Source organism: Cobetia sp. 1CM21F, assembly GCF_023161745.1.
Lineage (GTDB): Bacteria > Pseudomonadota > Gammaproteobacteria > Pseudomonadales > Halomonadaceae > Cobetia > Cobetia amphilecti.
The window spans coordinates 64,786-78,135 of the sequence record NZ_JALNTQ010000008.1 but is presented as its reverse complement, the minus strand read 5'-3'; the positions used below and the strand labels follow the sequence as shown (position 1 = coordinate 78,135).

The 13,350-nt window shown below is 62.2% G+C and carries 12 protein-coding genes; 11 read left to right on the top strand and 1 reads right to left on the bottom strand.

What is annotated here, in order from left to right; all coding sequences use genetic code 11:
* Positions 1-30 precede the first annotated feature (30 nt).
* The 6 genes from rpmJ to rplQ all read left to right on the top strand — a co-directional run bounded on the left by rpmJ (position 31) and on the right by rplQ (position 3,185).
* Entirely contained in the window at positions 31-144 is a 114-nt protein-coding gene (rpmJ, locus tag MSG32_RS17340; RefSeq protein ID WP_077373351.1) for a 50S ribosomal protein L36, read from the top strand.
* Positions 145-275: 131 nt separating this feature from the next.
* On the top strand, positions 276-632 hold the full coding sequence (gene rpsM / locus MSG32_RS17335; protein WP_024950672.1) for a 30S ribosomal protein S13: 357 nt from the start codon (positions 276-278) through the stop codon (positions 630-632).
* A 30-nt stretch (positions 633-662) separates the two neighbouring features.
* Complete coding sequence (gene rpsK, locus MSG32_RS17330; RefSeq protein WP_043334827.1) at positions 663-1,046, top strand: 30S ribosomal protein S11; 384 nt, start codon at positions 663-665, stop codon at positions 1,044-1,046.
* 12 nt (positions 1,047-1,058) lie between these two features.
* Positions 1,059-1,679 (top strand): 30S ribosomal protein S4, encoded by a 621-nt coding sequence (gene rpsD / locus MSG32_RS17325; RefSeq protein WP_043334824.1) that lies wholly within the window; start codon positions 1,059-1,061, stop codon positions 1,677-1,679.
* A gap of 74 nt (positions 1,680-1,753) precedes the next feature.
* Complete coding sequence (rpoA, locus tag MSG32_RS17320) at positions 1,754-2,752, top strand: DNA-directed RNA polymerase subunit alpha (protein ID WP_043334822.1); 999 nt, start codon at positions 1,754-1,756, stop codon at positions 2,750-2,752.
* A gap of 46 nt (positions 2,753-2,798) precedes the next feature.
* On the top strand, positions 2,799-3,185 hold the full coding sequence (gene rplQ / locus MSG32_RS17315) for a 50S ribosomal protein L17 (protein ID WP_043334820.1): 387 nt from the start codon (positions 2,799-2,801) through the stop codon (positions 3,183-3,185).
* A gap of 183 nt (positions 3,186-3,368) precedes the next feature.
* Here rplQ and uvrA read toward each other — a convergent pair whose 3' ends face one another.
* Complete coding sequence (gene uvrA / locus MSG32_RS17310) at positions 3,369-6,248, bottom strand: excinuclease ABC subunit UvrA (RefSeq protein ID WP_248381030.1); 2,880 nt, start codon at positions 6,246-6,248, stop codon at positions 3,369-3,371.
* A gap of 207 nt (positions 6,249-6,455) precedes the next feature.
* Here uvrA and MSG32_RS17305 point away from each other — a divergent pair, with 207 nt between their 5' ends.
* The 5 genes from MSG32_RS17305 (at position 6,456) to MSG32_RS17285 (ending at position 13,295) form a co-directional block, all read left to right on the top strand.
* The gene (locus tag MSG32_RS17305; RefSeq protein WP_248381027.1) at positions 6,456-7,871 is read left to right on the top strand and encodes an MFS transporter; all 1,416 of its coding nucleotides are present in this window, start codon (positions 6,456-6,458) and stop codon (positions 7,869-7,871) included.
* Between the two features lie 87 nt (positions 7,872-7,958).
* Complete coding sequence (ssb, locus tag MSG32_RS17300; RefSeq protein WP_131432841.1) at positions 7,959-8,615, top strand: single-stranded DNA-binding protein; 657 nt, start codon at positions 7,959-7,961, stop codon at positions 8,613-8,615.
* Between the two features lie 445 nt (positions 8,616-9,060).
* Positions 9,061-11,568 carry an EAL domain-containing protein gene (locus tag MSG32_RS17295; protein WP_248381023.1) on the top strand — a complete coding sequence of 836 codons (2,508 nt, stop codon included), beginning with the start codon at positions 9,061-9,063 and terminating at the stop codon, positions 11,566-11,568.
* Between the two features lie 62 nt (positions 11,569-11,630).
* A complete protein-coding gene (locus tag MSG32_RS17290) occupies positions 11,631-12,515 on the top strand; it encodes a sugar nucleotide-binding protein (protein WP_192839462.1) in 885 nt (294 codons plus the stop codon).
* Positions 12,516-12,575: 60 nt separating this feature from the next.
* Positions 12,576-13,295: a lysophospholipid acyltransferase family protein gene (locus tag MSG32_RS17285; RefSeq protein WP_248381042.1), complete on the top strand. Its 720-nt coding sequence runs from the start codon at positions 12,576-12,578 to the stop codon at positions 13,293-13,295.
* Positions 13,296-13,350 lie beyond the last annotated feature (55 nt).

Below are 13,350 nucleotides of genomic sequence, written 5' to 3'. Positions count from 1 at the left end.
GCAGCCCCTGTTAGCAAACTGGAGAGAACGATGAAAGTTCGAGCTTCCGTCAAGAAAATTTGCCGTAACTGCAAGATCATTCGGCGTCGTGGCGCAGTGCGGGTCATCTGCACTGAGCCCCGCCACAAGCAGCGTCAGGGTTAATTCCCTCGACCCGCTTAGCTGAATACAAGCTCGGGTGCTGGCATACCCCCTTGTTCCCAATGGGATCAAGGGGTATGCTATTGCGCCCTTTGTGGATGTAAAATCCGCCGCTAACCTTTCGGAGAAAACTGATGGCCCGTATTGCTGGCGTCAATATCCCGGACAACAAGCACGCGGCGATCTCGCTGACTTATATCTTCGGGATTGGCCGTACGCGTGCACAGCAGATCTGCGCCGCTCTCGGTTTAGAACCGAGCGTCAAGATCGCTGATCTGTCTGTTGAACAACTGGACCTGGTTCGTGCCGAGGTGGGTAAGTACACCGTCGAAGGCGACCTGCGTCGTGAGATCACGCTGAACATCAAGCGTCTCATGGACCTCGGTTGCTATCGTGGCCTGCGCCATCGTCGTGGTCTTCCGTTGCGCGGTCAGCGCACCAAGACCAACGCACGTACACGCAAAGGTCCGCGTAAACCGATTCGCAAGTAAACGAACTGGCGTTTAGACAGGAAACATCTAATGGCTAACCCGAGTAAGCGCAAGAAGGTTAAAAAGCAGGTAGTGGATGCCATCGCGCATATCCACGCCTCTTTTAACAACACTATCGTGACGATCACAGACCGCCAGGGCAATGCTCTTTCCTGGGCAACTGCCGGTGGTTCGGGTTTTCGTGGTTCTCGCAAGAGCACCCCGTTCGCTGCGCAAGTCGCAAGTGAACGTGCAGCGACCGCTGCAGCCGAATATGGTGTGAAGAACGTCGACGTGCTGGTCAAGGGCCCGGGTCCGGGTCGTGAGTCCGCCGTGCGTGCTCTCAATGCCGCAGGCTTCCGCGTGCAAAGCATCACCGACGTGACCCCCATCCCGCATAATGGGTGCCGTCCGCCGAAGAAACGCCGCGTTTAAGGAGACAGACTCATGGCTCGTTATATTGGACCGAAGTGCAAACTGTCTCGTCGTGAAGGCACCGACCTCTTCCTGAAGAGTGGCGTGACTCCGTTCGAGAAGAAGTGCAAATCCGAACAACCCCCGGGTGTTCATGGCCAGCGCCGTCAGCGTCTTTCAGACTACGGCCTGCAGCTGCGTGAAAAGCAGAAGGTACGTCGCATGTACGGCGTGCTGGAAAAGCAATTCCGCAACTACTACAAAGAAGCCGCTCGCCTCAAGGGTGCGACCGGTGAGGTTCTGCTCCAGCTCCTCGAGACTCGTCTCGACAACGTCGTCTACCGCATGGGCTTCGGCTCCACGCGTTCCGAGGCACGTCAGCTGGTCAGCCACAAGGCGATCGCCGTGAACGGCCGTACCGTCAACGTTGCTTCCTTCAAAGTGAAGGCTGGCGATGTGGTCACCGTTCGTGAGAAGGCCAAGAACCAGGCTCGCATCCAGCAGTCTCTGGCACTCGCTGCCAACCGCGGTGATGTCTCCTGGGTCGACGTCGACTCCAAGAAGATGGAAGGCACTTTCAAGGCTGTCCCCGAGCGTGGCGACCTGTCTGCCGATATCAACGAAAACCTGATCGTCGAGCTGTACTCCAAGTAATGTAACGCCGGGCCGATTCGTCGGCCCGGCTGGAGTACCCAGATTATCCGTTTGGCAGCCTTAAAGGTGTTCTTATGCAGCGCTCAGTGACAGAGTTTCTCCGTCCTCGCGATATCAAGGTCGAGGAAGTCAGCGCCCATCACGCGCGAATCGTCCTCGAACCCTTCGAGCGTGGTTTCGGCCACACCCTGGGGAATGCTCTGCGTCGCATCCTGCTTTCTTCCATGCCCGGCTGTGCCGTCGTGGAAGCTGAGATCGAAGGCGTTCTGCACGAGTACAGCGCCATTGAAGGGGTGCAGGAGGATGTAATCGAAATCCTGCTGAACCTCAAGGACGTGGCCATCAAGATGCATGGTCGCGACGAAGCTGTGCTGGCGCTGAACAAGAAGGGCCCGGGTATCGTGACTGCTGGCGACATCGCTGGCGACCACGATCTCGAAATCGTGAATCCGGATCACGTCATCGCTCACCTCAATGATGGTGGCGAGCTGAAGATGCAGCTCAAGATCGCTCGTGGCCGCGGCTACGAAGCGGCAGATGCTCGCATCTCTGCTGATGACGAATCACGTGCCATTGGCCGCCTCCAGCTGGATGCGACCTTTACCCCGGTTCGTCGGGTCTCCTATGCCGTCGAGGCTGCGCGTGTTGAACAGCGCACCAACCTCGACAAGCTGGTGATCGACCTGGAAACCGACGGCACACTGGATCCGGAAGAAGCGATCCGCCGCTCCGCAACTATCCTGCAGGAGCAGCTGGCCGCCTTCGTTGATCTGGAAGCAGACAAGGAACAGGAAGTCGAAGAAGAGGAAGATCAAATCGATCCGATCCTTCTCCGTCCCGTAGACGATCTTGAGCTGACTGTTCGCAGTGCGAACTGTCTCAAGGCCGAGAATATCTATTACATCGGTGATCTCATTCAGCGCACCGAAGTTGAGCTGCTGAAGACCCCGAATCTCGGCAAGAAGTCCTTGAATGAAATCAAGGACGTGCTGTCCGCGCGTGGTCTGTCCCTCGGCATGCGGTTGGAAAACTGGCCGCCCGCAAGCCTGAAGGACGACAAGGCTTCCGCTTAAGGAAGCCCGGTCGGCTCAAGCCCCAGACTGGTAAGGAATCACAACCATGCGTCATCGTAAGAGTGGTCGTCACCTGAACCGTACCAGCTCTCACCGTGAAGCCATGTTCAAGAACATGTGCATCTCTCTGGTAGAGCACGAGGTCATCAAGACTACCCTGCCGAAAGCCAAGGAACTGCGTCGTCATATCGAGCCGCTGATCACCCTGGCCAAGCAGGACACCGTTGCGAACCGCCGTTTGGCGTTCTCTCGCACGCGCTCCAAGGAAGCGGTCGGCAAGCTCTTCAATGAGCTCGGCCCGCGCTACACCTCCCGTCCGGGCGGTTACCTGCGCATCCTGAAGTGCGGCTATCGCGCCGGTGACAATGCCCCGATGGCATTCGTCGAGCTGGTCGATCGTCCGGTTGCCTCCGAGGCAGCGGGCGAAGAGTAAGCTTCGGCTTGCTTCGTCCACAAGAAAAGGCCAACCCTCACGGGTTGGCCTTTTTTTATGCCTGGCAGTTGGCCGGGTGACACGCCCGTGTCATTTGCCGAAAGCTTCACCTCGCCCCTGGGTGTGTTGAGAGTGTGCTGGGGCGAGGTGAATCAGAGGAGCGGAAGGGGCGTGAGCCGGCGCCTAGCTGCTGGTCTCGGCCTTCTTCTTGCTACTCGCGGTGGCACTGGTGGCTTTCTGGCGCTCCAGCAGCGGGGCCAGGAAGCGACCGGTGTGCGAGATCTCCTGCGTGGCCAGTTGCTCCGGCGTGCCTTCGGCGATGATCTGGCCGCCGCCTGAGCCACCCTCCGGGCCGAGGTCGATCAGCCAGTCGGCCGTCTTGATCACATCCAGGTTGTGCTCGATCACGACCACGGTGTTGCCGTGATCGCGCAGGCGGTGCAACACGACCAGCAGCTGGCGAATATCCTCGAAGTGCAGACCGGTGGTCGGCTCATCGAGAATATAGAGCGTCTTGCCGGTATCGCGCTTGGCCAGCTCACGCGCCAGCTTGACGCGCTGGGCTTCACCGCCGGACAGCGTGGTCGCGCTCTGGCCGAGGCGGACGTAGGAGAGGCCGACATCCATCAGCGTCTGCAGGCGGCGGGCGATGGCCGGAACCGGCGAGAAGAACTCCAGCGCCTCCTCGATGGTCATCTCCAGCACTTCGTGGATGTTCTTGCCCTTGTACTGCACTTCAAGCGTCTCGCGGTTGTAGCGCTTGCCCTTGCAGACATCGCAGGGCACGTACATGTCGGGCAGGAAGTGCATCTCGACCTTGATCAGGCCGTCGCCCTGACAGGCCTCGCAGCGGCCGCCCTTGACGTTGAAGCTGAAGCGGCCCGGCTTGTAGCCGCGGGCGCGTGCTTCCTGGGTGCCTGAGAACAGCTCGCGGATCGGCGTGAAGATGCCGGTATAGGTCGCCGGGTTGGAGCGCGGCGTCCGCCCGATGGGGCTCTGGTCGATATCCACCATCTTGTCGAACAGGTCCAGCCCCTCGATGGTGCCGTAGGGCGCGGGCGTCAGGGTGGTGGCCCGGTTGAGCTCACGCGCCGCCAGTGGCATCAGGGTGGCATTGATCAGCGTCGACTTGCCTGAGCCCGAGACCCCGGTGATGCACGTCAGCAGGCCTGTCGGCAGCGTCAGCGTCACATCCTGCAGGTTGTTGCCGGTGGCACCGGTCAGGCGCAGCACCTTGTCAGGGTTGGCCGGAAGGCGGTAGGGCGGCACGGCGATCTCGCGCTCGCCGCTCAGGTACTGTCCGGTCAATGAGCCCGGCGTGGCCTCGATCTGCTCCGGCGTGCCCTGGGCGACGATCTCGCCACCATGCACGCCGGCGCCCGGGCCGATATCCAGCACGTGGTCGGCGGCGCGAATCGCGTCCTCATCATGCTCGACCACGATCACGGTGTTGCCCAGGTCGCGCAGATGGATCAGCGTCTTGAGCAGGCGATCATTGTCACGCTGATGCAGGCCGATGGACGGCTCATCGAGGATGTACATCACCCCGACCAGGCCGGCACCGATCTGGCTGGCGAGACGGATACGCTGCGCCTCACCGCCAGACAGGGTGTCGGCGCTGCGCTCCAGGGTCAGGTAGTCGAGGCCGACATTGACGAGAAATTCGAGGCGCGCCTGGATCTCATGCACGATCTTGGCGGCGATCTCGCCCTTGCGTCCCGGCAGACTCAGCTTGCCGAACTCTTCCCACGCTTCACCGATCGGCTGACGCACGACCTCGGAGAGCGTGCGGTCATCGACATAGACGTTGCGCGCTTCACGACGCAGGCGCGAGCCGTCGCAGCTGGGGCACGGCTGGACTGCCAGATAACGTGCGAGGTCCTCGCGCACCATGTTGGATTCGGTCTCGCGGTAACGGCGCTCCATGTTGGGCAGCACGCCCTCGAAGGGGTGCTCGCGGGTCACCTTGCGGCCACGGTCATTCACGTAGCTGAAGGCGATGTCCTCGCGGCCGCTGCCATTGAGCACGGCATCACGCGCTTCATCGCTGAGCGACTCCCAGGCCGCTTCCAGCGCGAAGCCGTAATGCTCGGCAACGGCCTGCAGCTGGCTGAAGTAGTAGACACTGCGACGGTCCCAGCCCTTGATGACGCCTTCGGCCAGTGACAGCTCAGGATGGCTGATCAGCTTGTCGGGATCGAAATACTGCTTCACGCCGAGGCCGTCACAGGTCGGGCAGGCGCCCGCCGGGTTGTTGAAGGAGAACAGGCGCGGTTCCAGCTCGGCCAGCGCATAGCCACACACCGGACAGGCGAAGCGCGAGGAGAAGACGAGGTCTTCCTGTTCGCCATCCATGAAGTGCAGGCGCGCGCTGCCGTCGGCCAGATTCAGCGCGGTCTCGAAGGATTCGGCCAGGCGCTGCTTGAGGTCTTCGCGCACCTTGAAGCGATCGACGACGACGTCGATGTCATGCTTCTTGTTCTTCTTCAGCGGCTTGAGGTCATCCAGCTCGACGATCACGCCGTCGATGCGGGCCCGCACGAAGCCCTGGGCACGTAGCTCTGACAGCAGCTGGAGGTGCTCACCCTTGCGGCCACTGACCACGGGAGCCAGCAGCATCAGCTTGCTGCCTTCCGGCAAGGCGAGCGCCTGATCGACCATCTGCGAGATGGTCTGGGCTTCCAGATCGATCGCGTGGTCCGGGCAGCGCGGCGTACCGGCGCGTGCATACAGCAGGCGCAGGTAGTCGTAGATCTCGGTAATGGTACCGACGGTGGAGCGCGGGTTGTGCGAGGTCGATTTCTGTTCGATGGAAATCGCCGGTGACAGACCTTCGATATGGTCGATGTCCGGCTTTTCCATCATCGACAGGAACTGACGTGCGTAGGTGGACAGTGATTCGACGTAGCGCCGCTGTCCCTCGGCATAGAGAGTGTCAAAGGCAAGTGATGACTTGCCGGAACCGGAAAGTCCGGTCACCACGATCAGCTTGTCACGCGGCAGTTCGACATCGATGTTCTTGAGGTTGTGGGTGCGCGCACCCCTCACCTGAATCCTGTCCATTGCCACCTCGGGCTGCGTCGATAAAAGCAACGATTATAAGGCGCGGGTGAAACACCCGGCAAAGGCTGCATGCTTTCAAAGCCGCCAAGCGGGCCTTAGAATATGCAGTCCATTGGTGGGCGACCACTGTTGGACGTCACATCTCGGCGACCCACGTGGTCGGCCTCCCCCTTCTTGACTGTCATGCTCCGGAGCCCGCCGCCGCCCATGAAAACCTCTCGACTGCTCGCGCCGGAACGCCGCGCCATCGTCGGCCTTGCCAGCCTGTATGCGACTCGCATGCTGGGGCTGTTCATGGTGTTGCCGGTGCTGGCGCTCTATACCCGTGACCTCGCCGGAGCGACGCCGACACTGGTCGGTGTGGCGCTGGGTGGCTACGGGCTGACCCAGGCATTGCTGCAGATTCCATTCGGCTGGCTGTCAGACCGATTGGGGCGCAAGGCCGTGATCGGCTTCGGGCTCGGGTTGTTCATTCTGGGCTCGCTGGTCGCGGCGACGGCCGACAGCATCGAGATGATCATCCTCGGGCGCTGTCTGCAGGGCAGCGGCGCAGTGGCGGGAGCGATCATGGCACTGCTGGCCGATCAGACCCGGGAGGAGGTTCGCACCATGGCGATGGCCTCCATCGGCATGTCGATCGGGGTCGCCTTTGCACTGGCGATGGTCGTAGGGCCACTGGCCGCAGATGCCTTCGGCCTGTCGGGGGTCTTCTGGTTGACCGCCGTGATGGCCGTCGCGAGCCTGTTCGTGCTCTGGAAGCTGGTGCCAGCTGCGCCCAGGCGTCAACATCAGGATGTGGGGCTTGATAGGCGCCAGCTCAAGGGTATCCTCGCGAATTCCGCATTGTTGCGCATGGATGTGTCGATCTTTGCGCTGCACATGATCCTGACCGCCTGCTTCGTGGCCATTCCCCAGCAGCTGGTCAATTTCGGCATCGCCCCGGCGCATCACGGCTGGATCTATCTGCCATTGATGGGGCTGGCCTTTGTCGCCATGCTGCCGCTGGTCATCGTGGCCGAGAAGTATCGGCGCATGAAGCCCGTCTTCCTGGGGGCCGTCGCGACCATCGCGACAAGCTTGCTGCTGCTGGGAGTCGATGGCATCGAGCATGCGGGGCTGGCGATGTTCCTCGGCCTGCTGTGGCTGTTCTTCGTCGCCTTCAATCTGCTTGAGGCGACCTTGCCGTCGATGATCTCAAAGCTGGCCCCGGCCGGTGCCAAGGGCACGGCGATGGGGGTCTATTCCACCAGTCAGTTCCTGGGCGCCTTCGTGGGCGGTGTCGGGGGCGGCTGGTTGACCGGGCATTTCGGTCTGAGCGGCGTGTTCTTCGCCATGGGACTGGTCGCCATTCTGTGGCTGGCCGTGGTGTGGGGCATGCAACCGCCGCGACATCTGGGCAGTGAAGTGATCGGCCTGTCACCCGAGGCCTCGCAATTGTCGGCCGTCGAGCTGCAGACACGCCTGCTGGCGATCGCCGGCGTGGAAGAGGCGCTCGTGGTGCGTGAGGAACGGGTCGCTTATCTCAAGGTCACACGCGATACACTGGATGACAAGGCGCTGGCCCGCTTCACTCGCCAGCGTGATGACGAAACTCCGGCAGGCGCGGAAGTGCCTGCCAGCTGAACCCTGACATCGGCAACACATTGCCGGTGCACTCGATACCTTCTCCGGTGCCCATGGCGCGCCGGTCTATTTGCAGGAGTAATCTTCATGGCTCGTGGCGTAAACAAGGTCATTCTGATCGGTAATCTCGGTCAAGACCCGGAAGTTCGCTTCACCCCGTCCGGTAGTGCGGTGTGCAACCTGAACCTCGCGACGACGGACACCTGGAATGATCGCCAGAGCGGTCAGCGTCAGGAACGTACCGAATGGCACCGTGTGGTGATGTTCAACAAGCTGGCTGAAGTGGCCCAGCAATACGTCAAGAAAGGCTCACGCCTGTATATCGAAGGCCGCCTGCAGACGCGCAAGTGGCAGGATCAGAACGGCAATGACCGTTACAGCACCGAAATCGTGGCCAACGACATGCAGATGCTGGATACGCGTGGTGAAGGTGGCGGTGGCAACTTCGCTGGTGGTCGCCCGCAGCAGGCGCCTCAGCAGGGCGGCCAGCAACCGGCCGCAGCACCCCAGCAGGGTGGCCAGTTCGGTGGTCAGCAGCCGGCCCCGCAGCAAGGTGGCCAGTTCGGTGGTCAGCAGCCGGCCCCTCAGCAAGGCGGTCAGTTCGGTGGTCAGCAGCCGGCACCTCAGCAGGGCAACAACTTCGGTGGCCAGCAGCCTGCGCAGCAGAACAACTCCCAGAACAACAATTTCGGTGCGCCGCCCGCGGGCAGCTTCGATGATTTCGATGATGAAATCCCGTTCTGAATAAAGTTTTTCGCCTGTGCGCCGATAGAACGCGCAAGCGATAACGATGAAAAGGCCCTCGTTCAGCGAGGGCTTTTTTTTGAATCAACCATGAGATGTTCGCGTTTTTATTTATCTAAGCGTCTGTTTTTCATTAATTATTACTGATCATGAAAAATGATGCCGAGCGCGACATCCAGTGGCTTGTGCCGCGCGTAAGGGAGGTTGAGCGCCACTCCATTGCGGCTCATACATGCGTTGCAAACGAGCGTTGTGCAAAAAACGCTTCATGGCCGTATTCTCTTGGTATCTTGCCGTTGGATTGCCAGTGTTGTCGGGTGGCAATCCATGACCTGAGAAGCCTGTCGTGGTACTCCAGAGGGGGGTGCTGGCGACATGACGCCGTTGTCGGATTTCCGCCCCTATCTTGCCGACTGTGGCATGCCCCTGATGATTGAGGTTATTCATGCATGGCAGTTATTCCTACCCACTGGTCGCCCTGTCAATCGTAGTCGCCGTGCTGGCTTCACATGCAGCGCTGCAGCTGATTCGTCAGGTCGCGCTGGCCCCTTCGCGCGCCACCAGCCTCGGCTGGCTGGTGGGCGGAGCCGTGGCGATGGGGCTGGGTGTCTGGGCCATGCATTTCATCGGCATGCTGGCGTATGAAAGCCCGGCTTCGGTCACCTATGCGCCCGGCCTGACGGCGTTGTCGGTGCTGATCGCGATGCTGGCCTCGGGGCTGGCGCTCTGGGTGAATACGCTGCCACGCCTGACGCCGATGCTGTTGATGACCAGCGGGACCATCATGGGCGGCGGCATCGCCACGATGCACTACACCGGCATGGCGGCGATGCAGATGCACATGCCATACCGCTATGACCCGCTGCTGTTCGCGGTGTCCATCGTGGTGGCGGTGGTGGCCGCGACGGCGGCCCTGTGGCTGGGAGGCTTTTTCTTGCGCCAGCGCCGGCCCAATCGCATCTATCAGGCCCTGGCGGCCGGCGCGATGGGACTTGCCATCGCCGGCATGCATTACATCGGCATGGCGGCGATGGAGATGATGCCGCTGACCACGCCCATCATCTCTCCCGCCGGGGCGGGCATGAACTCCGGGCAGAATCTGTGGCTGGCCCTGGCCATCGCGATCGCGACCCTGGCCGTGCTGGGGCTGGCACTCCTGGCCATCAGTGCCGAGCAGCGCATGCGTCGCAGCCGTCATTACCGCTCGCGTCTGGATGGCCTGCTGGAGTATCGGACCCGGGAGCTGCGTCATGAGCGCGATCAGGTGGCGGTCATGCTGGATTCCATCGATGAAGGAGTGATCAGCCTCGATCGCGAGGGCCATATCCAGCACATCAATCCCATCGCTGCCGAACTGTGTGGCTGGGACCCGTCGTTGGCCCGCGGTCGTCCCTGGGCGCGCATCTTGCAGCTGCGCCATGAAGGTACGTTGCAGTCGGTTGCCAGCCAGCTGGAAGGGGTCTTGCAGCGTGGTGAAGTGGTGCACATGTCCAGCCAGACGCTGCTGGTGGCACGTGATGGCAGTGAATGTGCCGTGGAGCTCAAGGCCTCGCCCGTGCGGCGTCGCAGTGGGGATGTCGAGGGGGCCGTACTGGTCTTCCGCGACATCAGCTATCGCCAGGCCATGATTCGGCGCCTCAACTTCCAGGCGCATCACGACAGCCTGACCGGCCTGCACAATCGCACCGCCTTCGATGACTCTCTCACCGCGGCGCTGGCCGATGGCGGCTTTCACCAGCTGCTGTACCTGGATCTCGACTTCTTCAAGGTGGTCAACGACACCTGCGGTCACGCGGCTGGAGACACCGTATTGCGCGAGCTCTCCGCGCTGATGCGAGCCCATGTGCGGGAAACGGATGTACTGGCACGCCTGGGGGGCGATGAATTCGCCGTGCTGCTCTATCGCTGTTCTCGCGAGCAGGCCATCGAGCGTGCCGAAGCGCTGTGCGCAGCCGTCAGTGCCTATCGCTACTACGATGAGGGGCGGCCATTCCAGTTGGGCGTCAGTATCGGGGTCGCGCCGGTCGAAAGTGGTGTCCAGGCCTCCGAGGTCCTGCGTCAGGCGGATGGGGCCTGCTACATGGCCAAGCAGAGCGGGCGCAATCAGGTGCATGCCTACCATGACGGAGATGCGGGATTCGAGCGCGCCCAGCGCGAGGTGCAATGGCTGCCGCTGCTACACGAGGCGCTGGAGAATGATCGCTTCACGCTGTATATCCAGCCGATCCGCTCGCTGAGTGATGCCACCAGCAAGCCCTACTATGAGGTGCTGCTGCGCTACGTCAACGACTCGGGCGAGCACCTGGCCCCGGCGCACTTCATGGCGACGGCGGAGCGATTCGGCCTGATGCCCGAGATTGATATCTGGGTCGTCACCCAGGCGCTGCAGGTGCTGGAGTCCGATGATGGCCGCATCGAATCGGATGCCGTGCTGGCGATCAACCTCTCCGGTCAGAGCATGGGTGACCTGCGCATGCGCGATCAGCTGGCGGCGCTGGTCACGCAAAGCTCCGTCATGCCACAGCGGCTGTGCTTCGAGATCACCGAGACGGCGGCCATCAGCAATCTGGCCCAGGCGCGCGAGTTCATCTATAGCATGCGACGGCTCGGCTGCAGCTTCGCCCTGGATGACTTCGGCAGTGGCATGTCGTCCTTTGCCTACCTCAAGGAGCTGCCGGTCAACCAGCTCAAGATCGACGGCGCCTTCGTGCGCAACCTGACTCGCGATAGCCTCGACGCCGCCATCGTCTCCGCCATCTGTGGCATCTGTGCCCAGATGGGCATCATCACGGTGGCGGAATATGTCGAGCGCCTTGAGCTGATCCCCGCCCTCGAGCTGATCGGTGTCGACTTCGTGCAAGGCTACGGCATCGGCCGTCCTCACCCGATCGGCGCCCCTTTGATCCCCATCACTCCACGCAACAACGGGCCTGCAGCCAGTCTGCAAGGTTGATAGAATGACACCTTTGCATCGTCGCCTCTTGCGGCGATGCGCCTGTTTGCTGGAGCCTGCCTGTGAAACTCTTGCTGCTAGATGCCGGGCATTGTCTTGGCCTGGGTCTGATTCGTGCGGCCGGTACGCGCGCCGATCTTGAGCTCAACGCCGTCGAGTCTGACCGTATTGGTGCCGATGACATCCGCGCCAGCCAGGCGGATGTCGTCATCGTGCCGCCGTTCGCACGCCCGGCCGATTCCGCACCTGCCGAGGTGATGGCGCATGCCGAGGCGGTGGAGCAAGTGCTGGCCGCCTGCATCGAGACCGGCACACCGCTGGTGTGGTGCGTGGCAGATCAGATGTTCGAGCAGGGCGGCGAAGGCTTGCTCGACGAGGACGAGGTGCCCTCGCCGATCGATACGGCGCTGCGCCGCGTCATCGCGACCGGTGATCGCATCCGTGCCGAGCTGCCCGATCACCTGATCGTGCGTCTGGGCCCGCTGTTCGGCCCGGAAGGGCGTGATGCCTGGCTGCCGACGCTGATCGAGCGCCTGCTGGCGGGGGAAGAGGTGCGTGCCGCCGAGGACGTCATCCTGTGCCCGACCAGTGTCGATGCCGTGGCGATGGCGTTGATCGGCATGCTCCAGCAACAGCGCTGCGGTGCGGGTGCCTGGGGGGCCTACCATCTGGCCGGCACCGAGCCCATCAGCACCTACGCCTTCGTCAGTGTCGTACGCACCCAGTTGATCACCCGCCTCGAGGGGTTGGGCGAGACGGTGGCCGCGGGCCCGCTCAAGGCGCTGACCCTCAACGCCGGTACGCCGCTGCGGCGTGTGCTCAACTGCCGTCGCGTGCTGGACACCTTCGGTGTGCATCAGAAGCCGTGGCGCCTCGAACTATCCCGCCTGATGGATGACTGGATCGCGCAGCGCGCCTCCGGCTCATCTCGCCCTGATTCGATCTGACCTGTGGAGACTGTGCCTGTGAATGCGCTGCGTAGCGTGCTGTTTTATGTAGGTTATTTCATGGCGTTGCTGCTCAGCGCCGTGGTGCTGGTGCCGCTGGCGGCCTGCCTTCCGCTACAGGCGCGCTACCGTGTCCTGCATAGCTACAACCATATCGTGCTGTGGTGGTTCCGTCTGACCTGCGGCGTGAAGGTGCAGGTGAGCGGGCATGACGCCTTGCCTGAGGGGGCCTGCGTGCTGCTGGCCAACCACCAGAGCGAGTGGGAAACCATCTATCTGCAGGTGGCCAAGCGCCCGCTATGCACCGTGCTCAAGCAGGAGCTGCTGAAGATTCCGGTCTTCGGCTGGGGGCTGAAACTGCTGGAGCCGATTCCGCTGGATCGCACCCAGCCGGCCAAGGCACTCAAACAGGTGCTGTCAGTGGGTACCCAGCGCCTCAAGGACGGCTTTACCGTGCTGATCTTCCCGGAAGGCACGCGCATCGCGCCGGGGACCCGCAAGAAGTTCAACAAGTCCGGCGCCGCGATTGCCTGCCGTGCCGGTGTGCCGGTGGTGCCGGTGGCGCACAATGCCGGTGAGATCTGGCCCAATGACAGCTGGATCAAGCGCCCGGGCACCATCCATGTCGCCTATGGCCCGGCCATCGAGACGGCGGGGCGCAAGCCGGATGCGGTGATCGCCGATGTCGAGGCCTGGGTCGAGATCAAGCTGCAGGAAATTTCCAGTGTCCAGCGTCCGCCGCTGGAAGAGGAAGCGGCAGCCGATAGCGTCGGCGCCTGACAGCTTGTCGCGCTTCTGATGCATCCGGTCCCCGCCAGCGAGTACCGGACAGCCA